We start from the raw sequence: 15426 nt of genomic DNA on the forward strand, positions 1-15426 counted from the left end.
CGAAGGGGAGCAGGGCGATTCTCATGAATCACCCTGTATGAAGGCGTATCTGGCGAGGCTGCGACATACCTGAAACAGGGGAGAGATGGCTGGGGGCCAAGAAGCAGAAGGGTAGGAGGCAGAGGAAGGAGATTGCTGGCTTAACATGGGGGGATTGTTCCATACCACACTCGGCAATTCTCGTCGCAATACAGGTGCTACGTCTTGGGCAAAACGCTCCACTTGCTCCAGCTGCTCACTATGACTGAGTCCATCCACACTAATGCTAAGCACCTGATGTCCAAACGCGGCGTGGTAGTCCATGATTTTCTCAATGACCTGTTCCGGACTACCAATAAGCACGGGGCCACGTGCAATGTTATCTTCCAGATCTGTGAAGGGTGACTGATTATGCTGTGCGGCTGCAGTAGCATGAAAAGCATTATAGTAAGGTGTGTAGCGACGAATCGCCTCCTCACGAGTATCTGCCAGATACAGGCTGCCTGCTCCCGATCCGATCACCGCGCGGCTTGCATCATGACCATAATGATCGAGGCGTTCAAGGTAATGGTCAATCAATGCTTTGTATTTTGCCTGGGGATGAAAAGAATTCGAAGTGAAGAGCGGCTCACCATATTTCGCTGCCAGTTCAGTAGAGAGGGTACTCGACGCGCTGCCATGCCAGATTGGAATGGATTGCTGGAGTGGTCTCGGCCAAGTGGTAACCTCATGAAGGGGAGGTCGATACGTGCCCTGCCAGGTTACGTTCTCCTCCGTCCACAGGCGCTTCAGCAGCTCATAACGTTCAGCAAGGGAAACCCACTGTTCCTCTTCACGAATGCCAAACAGCGGATAGTGCCGGGGGTCATTGCCTTTCCCGATGATCATCTCCAGCCGTCCACCAGATAACTGATCCAGCGTTGCATAATCCTCTGCAACCCGCACCGGATCGAGTACGCTTAGAACAGTGACTGTGGTAAGCAACCGGATACGAGAGGTAGCTGCAGCTATAGCAGTCAATACAACTGGAGGTGAAGAGGACAGAAAAGGTGCCCCGTGCCGCTCACCAATCCCGTATGCATCGAAACCCAAACGTTCGGCCAGTCTGGCTTGCTCCAGAATGTTGTGGAATTTCTGCTGTGTAGTGAGTGCTTCGCCAGTGACCGCATTAGGCAGGTTCATCATGAGGCTAAACAAGGCAAATTTCATCTGAACTTCTCCTTGAACTGGATTGGCCAGTCTGTGTTGTTTAACCCCATGGAAATAGTAGGATATTATGAGTTAAACTCACTGTAACATGTCCGTTTCGATTCTTCTAATGGATTTTTTCTATAAGACGAAATATATTCAATATAAATGTCTAAATGTGCAGGAAATTGCCACGATTTTTATTGACCGCTGTAAAATTTAGGATTAAAATTGTACTTATCATAGAAATTCAAATTTCTGGATTTTCATTGTGGAGGTGGGAGACATGGAACCTACAACTACGATACGCTCAAATATTGAGGATTACATCAGGAAACAGGGGTATACCCTTCAATACTTTGCTGATATATCGGGGGTTAACGCCGGGACGTTAAGTGCAATTATCAAAGGTACACGGCCGATCGCCATGGCTCAATTGGACCTCATCACTCAGGGCATGAAGCTGGAAGAGGGCCACTTCTACGAAATATATGGTGCTGAATGTTTTGTGGAGTCCGCACCGCACTGGAGAAGGCTTGAGCCGTTCCTGCAACGCTGCGCTGAGTTGGACAAGCTGGACTGCATACAGAGGGTAATTCAGCAAGTGACGGATGACCGCTCCTATGTGTCCGAATTGTTCGAGCTGGCCGAGTATATGCTTGAACGTGATCAGAAGAAGGCTGCGCGAATGCTGTACGAATGTGTCGCCGAGTGCGAGAAGTACCAGCACTCCGAACGTCTGGCACTATGCCATTATCGCATTTTCACCTTGTCTCTTGGCCAGGACCAGCATGAGAATCTCAGGGCCGCAGTTCACTTCGAGCCGTATATTAACCGGCTGGATGAAGAGCGACAGCTGGACGCGATCAGGGAATTGGCTAATACATATAGTGGATTGCGCCACTGGGATAAGGTATTTCAATTAGCTGGTGAACTAGAGCAGCGAGTTGGCTTTTTGGAACAATATCAAACGAAGAAAAAAGGTTTAGATAACCATAGAGTTTCCAAGCACCCTCTATTCACCTATAGATCTTATGCGCATTTATTGATGTCTAATGTGTGGGGCGAGCGGGGAAATTACGAAAAGGCTTTGAATCTTACAACGCTGTATTCCAATGTTGTTGTGGATGACCCTACAGCAGAGGATCTTATATTTATTAAAAGATTTAAGGATTGGGCGGAAGTTAATTCCTACCTTTATAAATTGATGTTGGGTGATTACGAAGCCTTAAATTCCTATTTGGATTTTATTGATGAAGACGAAAATGAAACACTTCTTGGGTTGGTTAAAGTTATGGAAGCAGCAAATCTATACAATTTGAATGTAGACCACGCCCTCAGGAGGTTTGATCTATATATTCATCTTTTATTTGAGGAAGGCAATCACGAAACTAGCTATGTGGTTCAAGTCAAAGATGATAGGTACACCAAATTTTGGGCAGAATTAGCGTTCTATCAGCTATCTAAGGAAAGATATGAAGAAGGATTTAGGAGTTTAATGACTTGTTTGTCATCAGCTCATAAAATCAAAGATGACTCAACAATCATTTACTGTGTAGGTTTATTCGAAGAATACAGGCATCAAGCGACTGAATCTGTGAAGCTAAATTATTCAAATCTTATCAAGGAGGTTTATGGTCGATATGCTAAAAAAAGCCACGTTAGTATTAATGTTGTTTAGTTCAATCCTTTTGTTTACAGGTATGATTAACCCTATGGATTCCATGAGAAGTTCTGTATCTAGTCACGGTACAGGTGGATACTAAAAGGCCTTTGGTTTGTGTATAGATGTTGTAAAATGTGGACGAGCGTTCTTTCCGAATTAAGGAAATGAACGCTCTTTTGTGAATGTATTCTAATATGAATCACAGTAGTAATTTAGTTATGTTAATAGTTAGCTGCAATTAAGAGTTGGTTAATTGGAATCCGTACGTGAAAATAATCATTTGATTCTATACAAGATGTGGAAAGTGAATGCGGTTAAACACCTAAAGCTGGTTAGTCTTTAGTCTATATCTTGAATTGTTGCAAAATGCTTGGTAATGAATGAATACGCTCTGCAAATAAACTTTTTGATTTGCAAAGGAATAAAATATGAATTTTTTGGCAATCTATCCTAAAATGGTCTATAAAGAAGGGGGTGCATGCTATGAAAGGACCAAGTCAGGTTGTGGACCAGATTGAACGAAACAGGCAAGAATTAAGTCGTTTGGCGGAGCATCATGGCATGCAAGACTACAAAGTCCTTCAACAATCGATGGTACTGGACGAACTGATTAATGAATATAACCGTTTTAAATATAGAAAACAACAATATAGGAACAGACAGCCGATTGCATAATGCAGTCGGCTTTTTAGTTTCAAGAAAACGACGTAGTATTATTCCATCCACTGGTAAAGACATCTCGTCTTATTGAATTAATTAGTTCATAGAAATAGTCGACTGTAGAGCGGTACAGTCGGCTTTTTTTGTTTTTCATTGAAGGGAGGGTTGGTTTATCTTGAAATTCCATACCAATCCCAGTGTTGGCAGGATAGCCAACCATCAATGAAACTCGTTATGATATACGCCAACTATATATCCAGCGTAGTTTTTGAAGGTGATTCATGAATGACAGAAGTGGGAGGGATCCATTAAATGGACAAGGTGCTAGGTTGTTCAACAAGAAACATGAACCTGCGTACGAAGCTGCTGGTGTTGTTCGTTGTTCTCACTTTGCTTCCGCTATGTTTGCAGGGAGTGGTCAACTATTACCATTTTTCACAGACAATTGATCGAAAAACCGAGCAGTTCACCATTGATATGATCCGGCAGATCAACACCAATCTGAATCGGCTGTTGAAGGATTTCGAGCGTATATCGCTCTTGCCGCTCTATGATCAGACGGTGCTGAGTATTCTGGGAAAGTACAACGCCCCAATGGGGACTGCTACTTGGGCAAGGTCCGACGATTACTTGAAGATGAAGCTCTATACTTCGGGTCAGGCCTATGATCGTCTGGAAATTCGCGGCATTCACTTGATCTCGAACAGTGGCATTCTGTTCTCCAATCTGGATTCATTGGCGGTGAAGCCGGTATGGGACAGTAGGCAGGATCATTGGTTTGCAGAGTTGGACGGATCGGAGGGAGAGTGGCGACTGCTCCCTCCGCATCATCCGAGCTATTACACAGACAAGGTTGAAGAAGCCTATATCTCCGTTGCCCGAGAGCTTCGTGATCCAGGCACGCTTAAACGACTGGGATATATTCTGATTGATATCCGGCTGGACGCCTTCCGCCAGCTGCTCTCCAATCTGAATTTTGAGGAAAATGCGAGTCTCATGATTGTGGACAGTAAACAGCGGCTTGTGTTTGAGCGAACTTCACTCGGTGGAAAATCCACATACAATCAGCTGCTGCAGCTGGAGCAGCTTCAAGACTATGCAGGAAATCAAAAGGTGGAATTGGATGGGAGCTCCTATCTGTATGTACGGCACCACTCGAATTATTCCGGGTTATCAGTCATTAGCCTTACACCCATTTCTGTCATTCAAAAGGAATCGGGGAAAATGCTTTCGTTCACTTTTGGGTTCGCTATTCTGTGCATGGCGGGCGTAGCCATTCTGGCGGCTCTTATATCCTATCGTGTAACAAGGCCGTTAATCAGCCTGAAGCAAAATATGATTCGGGTGGAGCAGGGTGACTTTACCCAGCGTGTGGCAAGTTTCGGCAGTGATGAATTCGGACAGATTGGCCGGGGGTTTAATCGAATGATGGAAGAGATTCACCGCTTGTTTAACGAGGTGTTTCTACTCGGTATTCGAGAACGGGAAGCAGAGCTGTCGGCACTGCAAAGTCAGATCCATCCTCACTTTATATACAATACGCTGGAGTCCATTAATATGATGGCCATCCGCAGGAAGCATGCAGAAGTGTCCAGCATGGTGACGGCGCTGGGCAAGCTGCTGCGTTACACCATTGATAAGGTGGATCGAATCGTACTCCTTCAGGAGGAATTAGCTTTTGTGCAATCATATGTACGCATTCAACAGGTGCGTTATAACGGAAGGCTGCAGGTAATTTTTGAAGTTGAAGAAGAGGTCATGGATGGTTTAATTCCCAAGCTGATTTTGCAGCCGCTCGTGGAGAACGCAGTATACCATGGAATTGAAGAGCAGGAGGATGGAGGAATGATTTGGATATCGGCCTTGAAGTTTGATCAGGAGCTGCTGCTTACCGTTCGAGATAATGGTAAAGGTCTAAGCCAAGAAGAGATTGACCAATGGAACGAGTCATTCTCCCAGCTCCCCTCGAGTGAATTCCTGCGTTGTAATGCTGGAGGTCATTTAGGGCTCACCAATATAGCACAACGGCTCCATCTTATTTATGGACAAGGCGCCAGTCTGAGTGTTGATGGAAGTCTCGGGCAGGGTCTGGCTGTCACAATTACTATACCGCTGCAGGAGAAAGGGGATAACGTGCATGTATAGCGTTTTGCTTGTAGAAGATGAGAGGGTTATCCTCGACGGGTTACGAGAGTTGATTATTCAGACAGCTCCTGAGTTTCGCGTTATTGGTGAGGCTTCTGGAGGAACTGAGGCTCTGGATTTTATGAGAAGTAATGTGCCTGATGTACTGATTACGGATATTCGCATGCGAGAAATGGATGGACTAACCCTGGTATCCAAAGCGCGGGAAATGTACCCCGAACTGCTGATCATCGTCATCAGCGGCTATGGCGAGTTTGAGTATGCGCGCAGAGCGATGGAATATGGCGTACTGAATTACCTGCTGAAACCAGTGGAACTCCAAGAGTGGGTTACCGCCATTCATAAAATTCAATTGCTGCTGAACCGCAGGTACGGCATTTCATCCAGCCAGACGTTAGATACAACGAAGGAAGCACAGTGTAACAGTGGAGATACCCGGAAGACGATTCGTGATGTAAAGGAATATATCAGGCTTCACCCGGATGGAGATCTGCGCCTGCAGACCGTAGCAGCAATTGTTCATCTGAACCCAACCTACCTAAGCCAGCTCTTCAAAAATGAAACGGGGATAACCTTTTCCGAATACATCGCTGAGGTGCGCATGGAGCGGGCCAAGTGGCTGTTGGTCAACACCCAACTGAAAATCTATGACGTAGCGAGGTTGTCCGGACATCAGAGTCCCAAACACTTCATGCTGGTGTTCAAACAGCAGGTGGGTTGGACGGCAGGGGAATATCGGAACCGATTCAGTACGGATGAGCAGCTATAGCAGGTGTCCTACAGCATAAGTCCTTGAAAAATCGTACCATTTCTATAGCTGGCGTGATTTAGAACAATTGATTCCTTCGCTATAATTTGGTTGCACGTGTACACCACTAAGCCACAAGGGGGATTTCCATGAAAAAAGCAGGATGGATGTTCATGCTCGTATTCATCATTGTTGCATTAACTGGCTGTGCAGGCTCCAATTCCGGTAGTGACCCTGAGAATGCATCCGTAGGAGATGAAGAGGTTGAACTGAAGTTCATGATGTGGGGAAATCAGGCGCACATGGACGTCTATAACAAATTGATTGATAGCTTCACACAGGAAAATCCGGGCATCAAGGTGACGATGGAATCCGTACCCTTTGCGGAATACCAGCAAAAAATATCTGTGCTTGCAGCTGGCGGCTCGCTACCGGATATTGCCTGGGTCTCCGAACGGATGATTCCACAATTCAAATCCAATCACATTCTGGCAGACGTATCCGAATTCAAGGATGATGCAGAGTTCAAGCTGGATGACTATATTCCAAGTACGCTGGATCTGTTTCGGGATGGTGAACAACTGCTTGGCTTGCCGTTCTCCACGCCTCCGGTCGTCATGTTCTACAACAAATCGCTATTCGACCAGGCTGGCCTTACAGATCCCAACACTCTCGCCGCTCAAGGACAATGGACGTGGGAGCGATTTGAAGAGACAGCGAAGACGATTGCCAGCAAGGAAGCAACAAACCGAATTTACGGTGCCAACTTTTTTCGCGATTGGAAGACTTGGGCTGTTCTTTCCTCCTATTCCTGGTCCAATGGCAGCGGACCTTTTGATGAGAGCATGACGAAGTTTACCTGGAATGATCCTTATGGTGTGCAAACCTTGGAATTGCTTGAACGGATGATGTTCACCGATGAGTCGCACCCGAAGGCAGGCGAGCAGGTCAGCTTCGATGCTGGTAATGTGGGAATGTTCTTCGACAACTACAGCTACGTGTCCAAAGCAAGAGAGATTGTGGACTTCGAGTGGAGTATTGCCCCGATGCCTTCAGGATCTCAGGGCAGTGTGCCCATGCTGGGTCAGGCGGGATATGCCATGTTTAATGACAGCAAACATCCCGAAGAAGCAAAGAAACTGCTGAAGTTTTTTGCTAGTGAACAGGGAATTCAGGCCACGGCAACCTACTTTGTTCCTCCGCGTACCTCTGTGCTGAATTCGGATGTTTTCATTAATCAGCCGAATAATCCTAGCAAGGAACATATTGTTCAGGCAGTCATTGATGAAATGCCGAAAGCTCGCTTGATTCCGGGCCATATTCGCTGGCAAGACATCGACAATGCGGTATTGCAGGGTTTCGATCGATTATTTGCCCGTTTAGCCACACCTCAGGATAATCTGAAGCAGATGCAGGAAGAGATTCAAGGCCTGCTGCAATAATTAATAATGGCATATCTAAAGGAGGTAACGGTATGGGGCAATTGGAAGAAGCGCTGAACGGACAACGCATGTTGCTTGTAGTTAGCCTACGCGCTAACGATGCAGCACTGGCCCGGGCAGCCATTGAAGAAGGGGCAGATGCACTAAAAGTACATTGCAATGTCGGACACCGCGCCAGTGGGAATCATTTTGGTCCGCTGGATGAATACATTGAAAACTTCCGTGAAATCCGCTCCCAATTCAACGGTCCGCTTGGAGTGGTCCCGTCGGGTAGCATTGATGGGATTCAACGGGAAGATGTGATCAGGCTTTCCGGTTTGGGTTTTGATTTCTATTCCATATATGCTCACCATTTACCATCCTTCATGCTGGGTGAGCTCGGTCTGGATAAAACATTCGCGATCAATGAACACTACGATCCTTCCCTGGTTAAGGAGGCTAAACATTTTGGTTTTACCGCGTTGGAAGCATCAATTGTTCCTGGAGAAGAGTATGGGACATCGCTAAGCTTCGCAGATGTCCTCCGGTATCGGCGGTTAGTGATGCAAGCAGAGCTTCCGGTGTTGGTCCCTTCCCAGAGGAGACTGGTACAGGAGGATGTGCAGGTGCTGCATGATACGGGGGTTAAGGCGATTATGCTCGGGGCCGTCGTAACAGGTAAAACGGAGGAGCAGCTGCGAAAAGCCGTTAACGCGTTTCGCAATGCCATGGACAAACTGAAGTAGAAGGAAGACGGATGAGATGAGGAGGGCCAGCGTTGACCAATTCACGCAAATATTCAGGAAGAGGACCGCTTGCAAGAGAGGCCCAGATTGCAGGATGGCTATTCGTATCTCCGATGGTTCTTGGTTTTACTCTGCTGCTGCTCTTTCCCATGGGCCTTGCGTTATACATGAGCTTGACCGATTGGCCATTGCTCGGAGACCATCACTTTATTGGGCTGAATAACTACCGCGAGATCATGGTAGATCAGATGTTCTGGCGGGTACTGGGAAACACCGTATATTTCACAGCTGGACTTGTTCCGCTCAATATCGTGCTGGCGCTTTTGCTGGCTTTGCTGTTATCCAAAAGTCTGCGTGGCATCGGAGTATTCCGCACTGCCATCTTCGTTCCGGTCATGACGTCACTTGTTGTGTGGGCCATTGTGTGGAAGCTTATGTATGCGACAGAGTCGGGACTGATCAATCAGCTTCTGTTGATGATAGGCATCAAAGGACCGGCTTGGCTCTACAATCAGGATCTGGCGATGCCCGCGGTGATTGTGACCAGTGTGCTAAAAAATGTTGGCCTAAATATGGTACTGTTCATAGCCGCAATTCAGCAGGTACCCAGATCACTGTACGAAGCGGCCAAACTGGATGGTGCAGGCAAGCAGAAGACTTTTTTTCATGTGACGCTTCCAATGATTACACCTACAGTATTTTTGACCGTGGTCATGACGGTCATTGGATCGCTCAAAGTGTTTGGGCAGATTTATGTAATGACACAGGGAGGTCCAAGCAATAGCACCAAGGTGTTAGTCTATTACATCTGGGAAAAGGCTTTTAAACTGTTTCAATTCGGCTATGCTTCCGCATTGGCGTATGTGCTATTTTTTATCGTAATGATTCTGACGCTGCTGCAATGGCAGCTGCGAAAGAGGTGGGTTTTCAATGAAGGCGATGCCTAAGCCATCTGTTCATACAGCAGGAGGGGCAGTGGGTACGTATTTATTGCTGACCTTGATCTCGCTGATCATGATTGTACCCTTTATTTGGATGATATCCACATCGTTCAAGGAGCCTCAGAGTATATTTACGTATCCACCGCAGTGGATACCGGAAACATTTCGATTTCAGAATTACATCGATGTCTTTCGATTAATTCCATTCCATCGTTTTTATTTGAATAGTGCGTATATTGCTGTTTTGGTTGTCCTGGGCACGGTATTCTTCGCCTCCCTTGCAGGATATGCTTTCGCCAAAATTCCATTCAAGGGCCGCAATGTGGTATTCCTTGTGTTACTAAGTGCCATGATGATTCCTCATGAGGTGACAGCAATCCCGATGTTTTTGTTTATGCGGCAGCTGGGCTGGATTGATACACATCTCCCGCTGATTTTACTTCCAATCTTCGGGGCAGGTGGTGTATTCGGAATCTTTGTGATGCGACAGTTTTTTATTACGGTCCCAACTGAACTGGAGGAAGCAGCAATGATTGATGGCTGCAGCAGGTTCCGGATATATGCGCGCATCATGCTGCCGATTGCCAAACCTGGCATGGCGACGCTGACGATCTTTACCTTTGTCACCATTTGGAATGAGTTTTTTGACCCGTTAATTTTCATCAATTCACGCGAGTTAATGACGTTACCGCTAGGCTTGTCCCTGTTTACGGATGAAGTGGGTACGGCCTGGCAATATTTGATGAGTGCTACGGTTATGGCGACTATGCCATTGCTGATTGTCTTTTTCATAGCTCAACGGCGATTCATTGAGGGTGTTGCGATGACAGGACTCAAAGAATAGTCAGCTAAACAAGGAGAGGAGGAGTAGAATGAACGACCTAAGGAGCATGAAGACAGAACAAGCGGATGTTGTCATTGTGGGTGGAGGCCCTGCTGGCATTGCGGCGGCAATCGCTGCCGGACGACAAGGCGTGCGTACGGTGCTGGTAGAACGGTATGGGTTTGTTGGTGGAATGTCGACCGCAGCTATGGTCTATCCTTGGATGACATTTCACACGGAGAGCGGCGAGCAGGTAATTAGAGGTATCGCTCAGGAGATCGTTGACAGGTTGAAGGAGCGGGGAGGATCTCCAGGACATCTCCGCGATACAGTAGGATTTGTGCATAGCGTTACACCATACCATCCGGCCATTTATCAGGTGGTTGCAGCGGATATGCTGCAAGAGGCAGGTGTTCGGCTGTTGTTACACAGCTTCGTGGATGAAGTGGTTGCTCTGGAAAATCGGGTGGAAGCGGTTAGATTAACAAACAAATCGGGCCGAATGGAGCTTAGAGCAAAAGTATTTGTCGATACCAGTGGAGATGCAGATGCAGCTTATCTAGCTGGCGCTGCTATCGCAAAGGGACGGGATGGAGATCATCGGTCTCAGCCCATGACCATGAAATTTCGAATGCGTGGCGTTAACCTTGAGCGAGTAAAGCAGTATATTCTGGAGCACCCGGAAGATTTCTACGCCAAAACACCTGTTGCAGAGCTGGACCGTATTCCGTTAACCGGGGTGAGTGGTTTTTATTCGCAATGGCAGAAGTCAGGTATTCCGATTAACCGTGATCAGGTGTTGTTTTTTACCGGGCCTGCTGAAGACGAAGTGTTGATTAACTGTACCAGGGTTCAAGGGTTGGATGCTACCGATGCAGAGGATCTGACTTCTGCTGAGCAGGAAGGCAGGAAGCAGGTACTCATGATTGCTGAGTTCTTGCAGCGCGATGTACCCGGATTCGAGCGGGCTTCGATTTCTGCAGTTGCTCCCCAGATTGGCATACGTGAATCGAGACGGATTATTGGACAGTATTCTTTGACGAGGGAAGACGTAGTTACGGGGCGAAAGTTTGACGATGTGATCGCCAGAAGTGGTTATCCCATTGATATTCATGATCCTTCTGGTCAAGGCGTAGCGGCTGCATTTATAGAAGGGGATGGAGCATACGATATTCCATATCGATGCCTGATCTCCAGCAATATCCGAAACCTGCTGGCAGCAGGACGCTGCATCTCTACCACGCATGAGGCCCATGCTACGACAAGATTGACTCCCAGCTGCATGGCTACGGGGGAGGCAGCCGGAACATCAGCTGCATTGGCAGTGCAAATGAAGCTTGATCCACTGTCAATCCCGGTTGCTTTGCTGCAGAAAGAATTACGGCAAAATGGAGTGGCAATTTGAAATTGGAACCAATACGCAAATAATAAAGAGTCCAGCTAGACACAGCGATGTGTTTAGCTGGACTCTTATGTGCATCCACAATGCCTTTCGATTGATCTAACCGAATCAATTCATTCTTGCCTCAAGGCGCCGGGCTACGATGGAAAGGGTGTAGTTGATGACAAAATACAAGACCGCTGCGAGCAGGAGCGCCGGGATCACGTAATCGAAGCTCTGGCCGCCCAGGATCTGCACGTTGTGCATCAGCTCCGGTAAGGAGATGATAATGGCCAGGGACGTATCCTTCAGCAGGGAGATGAACTGACTGACCATCGGCGGCGACATGCGGCGCAGTGCCTGAGGCATAATGATGCTGCCCAGGGTCTGTATATAGCTAAGACCGGAGGAACGGGCGGCTTCCACCTGTCCACGCTCAACCGATTTGAGACCGCTACGAACAATTTCGGCGATCATGGCGCCTTCGAACAGGCTAAGCCCAACGACGGTAGACCAGAAGACGGACATCTTAATCCCCAGCTGGGGCAGGACAATATGAATGAAGAAGATGATCAGCAGCAGCGGCAGGTTCCGAATCGTATCCACAATAACCGCAATGATCTGTGACAGGACCGGAATACGTGTATACCGGATGGTACCCAGCACGGTGCCGAGGACAAAGCTGAAGACGATTGACAGTCCTGCCACCTGCAAGGTGATCAGGAATCCATGCAGCAGGAAACGAAGGTTGGGCCAGGCATAAGCCCCGCTAAAGTCCATAGTACATCGACCTCCTTCTGTGAGTAATGCTTAGGCTGAATAGTGGTATGGCTAAATCACATGGTAACCTGCCCGGCCGGCTTGTTTTTCTTCGGCTTGCCCTTGCGGCCTCGTGCTTCGGCGTCGCTCTGTCCAAACCTTCGCTCCATATAATGAACCAGAAAACTGAGCGGCAGCGTTAATACGAGGTAGAAGAGCGCAACAATGCTATACACGCTCAGCGGCTGGAACGTATCCGAATTGACAAGATCTGCAAAATACATCAGGTCCATACCGGCAACAACGGCAAGAATGGAGGAGTTTTTGACCAGGTTGATAAATTGATTGCCAATGGATGGAAGCACGATCTTGATTGCCTGCGGCAAAATGATCAGGTTCATGGCCTGTACGTAGGACAAACCTGAAGATCTGGCGGCTTCCAGCTGTCCCCGGGGGACGGTCTGAATGCCTGCCCGGATGGCTTCTGCAATAAAAGCCGCCGTGTAGATGGTAAGACCCAGCGTACCGGAGACAAACCCGTCCAATGAAATGCCAAGGGAGGGCAGTCCAAGGTAAAAGAAGAACACGACCAGCAGAAGCGGAATATTTCGAATGAATTCCACAAAAGCGGTACCGATCCAATTGAGCGGCTTGATGGGGGATATCCGGAAGATGGCCATGATTGCGCCAAGGATAAAACTGCCGATCAACGCCATGATGCTTACTTGAATCGTATTGAGGAATCCCTCCAGGAAACGATCGGAATGCTTGAACAATACATCAAAATCCAATTTGCCCATGTAGGCGAAGCCTCCGTTCTCCAGATGTGAAGCGGCGACTCATGCTGTACGGGTGGTTTAGTCCCTACAGATGAAAACCGCCGCTCGTTCATCGTTAATCGAGGTTACTCGGGCTTGGTGCCAAGCCATTTTTCATGTAACGTATCGTATTCACCACTGTCTTTCATGCTCTTGAGCAGGCTGTTCACTTCTTCTACAAAAGCAGTGTCGCCTTTGCGGATGGCCATTCCATATGGCTCGCTTGTGAAGTTGCCACCAACCAGCTTGTAGTTGTTGTCCGTTTGCTGCATGCCGATCAGGATGATATTGTCCGTCGTCAGTGCCTCACCTTTGCCTGCTTTGAGCGCAGTGAAGGCATCCTGATAGTTGTCGAATTCCAGTACTTCGGCATCCGGAGCTTTTTCACGAATATTCTGCGCAGAGGTTGAACCTTTAACTGCGAGCACCTTCACGCCTCCAAGGCTCTCCAGTCCGGTGATGGCACTATCATTTTTTACAAGAAGGGACTGTCCTGCCTCGAAGTAAACGTCACTGAAATCCACCTGCTCCTTCCGCTCGTCCGTGATCGTCATGGTAGCGATGATGATATCGATGTCACCGTTCTGGAGCATGGGAATCCGTGTTTTGGATGTGACCTCTTTCAGCTCAACCTTGGTCTCGTCTCCAAGGATCTGTTTGGCAAGTGCCTTGGCAATATCGATATCGAATCCTTCGACCTCACCACTTGCCGGGTCCTTCAAGCCAAAGAGCTTCGTATCATATTTGACCCCGGCAATCAGCTTGCCGCGCTCCTTAATCTGTTCAATGGTTCCTTTGGCTGCAGTATTCTCATCACCGCCACCACTACCGCTGCTGGTAGCTTCCTCTCCCGTACTACAGCCGGCCAATGCCAGCGAGAGAACCAAAACAAGGACGAACGACGGCCACTTCAGCAAATTCTTCATGAATAAAGACCCCTTTCAAAATGAAATATTCTATCATTCTCAATGATGAATTAAGCGACTTAGGAACTGCTGTGCCCGCTCTTCCCGCGGGTTATCGAAAAATTCTGTGGCAGAAGCCTCTTCCACGATCCGCCCTTCGTCCATGAAAATGACACGGTCTGCCACTTCACGGGCAAAGCCCATTTCATGGGTAACGACAACCATGGTCATGCCATTATGTGCGAGAGAGCGCATGACATCCAGGACTTCCCCGATCATTTCGGGGTCGAGCGCAGAGGTGGGCTCGTCAAATAGCATAATTTTGGGCTCCATGGCGAGTCCCCGCGCGATGGCGACCCGCTGCTGCTGTCCACCGGACAACTGGGAGGGATAGCTGTCAGCCTTGTCGGCAATGCCAACACGGGTTAAATATTTCATTGCCGTAGCAGCTGCCTCCGCTTTGGGCTGTTTGCGTACCTTTACTGGGGCAAGTGTAATGTTATCGATGACTTTTTTGTGAGGATAGAGATTGAAGTGTTGAAATACCATGCCAATGTCGCGACGGAAGAGGTTGATGTCCACCTTTTTCTGATGTAAAGGGACACCGCTGACGACGAGTTCGCCTTCCGAAATGGTCTCCAGACGGTTGATGCAGCGGAGCAGTGTACTTTTGCCGGAGCCGGAAGGGCCAATAATGACAACGACCTCTCCTTCTTCAATGTGGAGATGAATATCTTTGAGGACATGAAAATGACCAAAGTGCTTCTGCACACCCCTAAATTCAATCAAGAGTAACCCATCCTTTCTGCAACGTTGATTTGAAAAAGGAATAATAAGGAATAAATTGAAACTAGTTATTTAATCATACATAGTCATCCTTCTTCTGGCAATTGGTTTGTAATAAAACATGACATAAGTACGAGGTTGCATAGGGCTGCAGGCTAAAAATGCGTTATGTATTTGTTAAGTTGGTAAGTTGTTTGTGACGAATCCTGACAGAAAAATGAATCGAATCTCCTAGAGTTTTTACAACCTTTGGAATAGATGTATAGAGTATACTGATATTGATACCTATCCTATGTCCAGGGTAACGGAACAAATAACCTCAAATTCTAACGCTACATGGCAAAAAAGCACAACCTTGGTCCAGATCCCGTTGATATGATGGGTGATAATACTCATTCCTGAAAGCGATGCTATGTCAATCACAGTCCAATCCCAATACAGAGAAGAGAGGATGTTCTGA

General features: G+C 47.5%; 14 protein-coding genes. 9 read left to right on the forward strand and 5 right to left on the reverse strand.

Translation table 11 applies throughout. The annotated features are described in order from the left end of the window. Positions 1 to 21: 21 nt before the first annotated feature. Positions 22 to 1188, reverse strand: a complete 1167-nt coding sequence (locus F4V51_RS01960) for an LLM class flavin-dependent oxidoreductase (protein WP_153976630.1) — start codon at positions 1186 to 1188, stop codon at positions 22 to 24. A gap of 265 nt (positions 1189 to 1453) precedes the next feature. Between F4V51_RS01960 and F4V51_RS01965 the strand changes: the two genes are divergently transcribed. From F4V51_RS01965 to F4V51_RS02005, 9 genes are all read left to right on the forward strand, one after another. After that, complete coding sequence (locus F4V51_RS01965; protein ID WP_153976631.1) at positions 1454 to 2848, forward strand: helix-turn-helix transcriptional regulator; 1395 nt, start codon at positions 1454 to 1456, stop codon at positions 2846 to 2848. A gap of 468 nt (positions 2849 to 3316) precedes the next feature. Next, entirely contained in the window at positions 3317 to 3508 is a 192-nt protein-coding gene (locus F4V51_RS01970) for an aspartyl-phosphate phosphatase Spo0E family protein (protein WP_095291601.1), read from the forward strand. A gap of 297 nt (positions 3509 to 3805) precedes the next feature. Next, on the forward strand, positions 3806 to 5638 hold the full coding sequence (locus F4V51_RS01975) for a cache domain-containing sensor histidine kinase (RefSeq protein WP_153976632.1): 1833 nt from the start codon (positions 3806 to 3808) through the stop codon (positions 5636 to 5638). Beyond that, the gene (locus F4V51_RS01980; RefSeq protein ID WP_153976633.1) at positions 5631 to 6407 is read left to right on the forward strand and encodes a response regulator transcription factor; all 777 of its coding nucleotides are present in this window, start codon (positions 5631 to 5633) and stop codon (positions 6405 to 6407) included. Before F4V51_RS01975 ends, F4V51_RS01980 begins: the two co-directional genes overlap by 8 nt. 128 nt (positions 6408 to 6535) lie before the next feature. Next, complete coding sequence (locus tag F4V51_RS01985; protein ID WP_153976634.1) at positions 6536 to 7828, forward strand: ABC transporter substrate-binding protein; 1293 nt, start codon at positions 6536 to 6538, stop codon at positions 7826 to 7828. A 32-nt stretch (positions 7829 to 7860) separates the two neighbouring features. Next, positions 7861 to 8553 (forward strand): hypothetical protein, encoded by a 693-nt coding sequence (locus F4V51_RS01990; RefSeq protein ID WP_153976635.1) that lies wholly within the window; start codon positions 7861 to 7863, stop codon positions 8551 to 8553. A 113-nt stretch (positions 8554 to 8666) separates the two neighbouring features. Then, positions 8667 to 9500, forward strand: coding sequence for a carbohydrate ABC transporter permease (locus tag F4V51_RS01995; protein WP_416226528.1), 834 nt, complete (start codon positions 8667 to 8669; stop codon positions 9498 to 9500). After that, a complete protein-coding gene (locus F4V51_RS02000) occupies positions 9493 to 10338 on the forward strand; it encodes a carbohydrate ABC transporter permease (RefSeq protein ID WP_390586184.1) in 846 nt (281 codons plus the stop codon). The genes F4V51_RS01995 and F4V51_RS02000 overlap by 8 nt, the downstream gene beginning before the upstream one ends. A 28-nt stretch (positions 10339 to 10366) precedes the next feature. Beyond that, positions 10367 to 11722: an FAD-dependent oxidoreductase gene (locus tag F4V51_RS02005; protein WP_153976637.1), complete on the forward strand. Its 1356-nt coding sequence runs from the start codon at positions 10367 to 10369 to the stop codon at positions 11720 to 11722. Positions 11723 to 11827: 105 nt separating this feature from the next. On the opposite strand, the gene F4V51_RS02010 is transcribed toward F4V51_RS02005, so the two are convergent. From F4V51_RS02010 to F4V51_RS02025, 4 genes are all read right to left on the reverse strand, one after another. After that, positions 11828 to 12478: an amino acid ABC transporter permease gene (locus tag F4V51_RS02010; protein ID WP_153976638.1), complete on the reverse strand. Its 651-nt coding sequence runs from the start codon at positions 12476 to 12478 to the stop codon at positions 11828 to 11830. 56 nt (positions 12479 to 12534) lie between these two features. Then, positions 12535 to 13257 carry an amino acid ABC transporter permease gene (locus F4V51_RS02015; protein ID WP_153976639.1) on the reverse strand — a complete coding sequence of 241 codons (723 nt, stop codon included), beginning with the start codon at positions 13255 to 13257 and terminating at the stop codon, positions 12535 to 12537. Positions 13258 to 13361: 104 nt separating this feature from the next. Continuing rightward, positions 13362 to 14201 (reverse strand): ABC transporter substrate-binding protein, encoded by an 840-nt coding sequence (locus tag F4V51_RS02020; protein WP_153976640.1) that lies wholly within the window; start codon positions 14199 to 14201, stop codon positions 13362 to 13364. Between the two features lie 39 nt (positions 14202 to 14240). Continuing rightward, complete coding sequence (locus F4V51_RS02025) at positions 14241 to 14969, reverse strand: amino acid ABC transporter ATP-binding protein (RefSeq protein WP_095361616.1); 729 nt, start codon at positions 14967 to 14969, stop codon at positions 14241 to 14243. Positions 14970 to 15426 lie beyond the last annotated feature (457 nt).

The organism is Paenibacillus xylanilyticus, assembly GCF_009664365.1.
Classification (GTDB): Bacteria; Bacillota; Bacilli; order Paenibacillales; family Paenibacillaceae; genus Paenibacillus; species Paenibacillus xylanilyticus_A.

Coding starts and splice junctions, on each gene's coding strand:
- F4V51_RS02000 (WP_390586184.1), top strand. CDS start 9,493: ATGCCTAAGCCATCTGTTCATACAGCAGGAGGGGCAGTGGGTACGTAT.
- F4V51_RS02015 (WP_153976639.1), bottom strand. CDS start 13,257: ATGGGCAAATTGGATTTTGATGTATTGTTCAAGCATTCCGATCGTTTC.
- F4V51_RS01965 (WP_153976631.1), top strand. CDS start 1,454: ATGGAACCTACAACTACGATACGCTCAAATATTGAGGATTACATCAGG.
- F4V51_RS02020 (WP_153976640.1), bottom strand. CDS start 14,201: ATGAAGAATTTGCTGAAGTGGCCGTCGTTCGTCCTTGTTTTGGTTCTC.
- F4V51_RS01960 (WP_153976630.1), bottom strand. CDS start 1,188: ATGAAATTTGCCTTGTTTAGCCTCATGATGAACCTGCCTAATGCGGTC.
- F4V51_RS01995 (WP_416226528.1), top strand. CDS start 8,667: ATGGTTCTTGGTTTTACTCTGCTGCTGCTCTTTCCCATGGGCCTTGCG.
- F4V51_RS01980 (WP_153976633.1), top strand. CDS start 5,631: ATGTATAGCGTTTTGCTTGTAGAAGATGAGAGGGTTATCCTCGACGGG.
- F4V51_RS02005 (WP_153976637.1), top strand. CDS start 10,367: ATGAACGACCTAAGGAGCATGAAGACAGAACAAGCGGATGTTGTCATT.
- F4V51_RS02010 (WP_153976638.1), bottom strand. CDS start 12,478: ATGGACTTTAGCGGGGCTTATGCCTGGCCCAACCTTCGTTTCCTGCTG.
- F4V51_RS01985 (WP_153976634.1), top strand. CDS start 6,536: ATGAAAAAAGCAGGATGGATGTTCATGCTCGTATTCATCATTGTTGCA.
- F4V51_RS01970 (WP_095291601.1), top strand. CDS start 3,317: ATGAAAGGACCAAGTCAGGTTGTGGACCAGATTGAACGAAACAGGCAA.
- F4V51_RS01990 (WP_153976635.1), top strand. CDS start 7,861: ATGGGGCAATTGGAAGAAGCGCTGAACGGACAACGCATGTTGCTTGTA.
- F4V51_RS01975 (WP_153976632.1), top strand. CDS start 3,806: ATGGACAAGGTGCTAGGTTGTTCAACAAGAAACATGAACCTGCGTACG.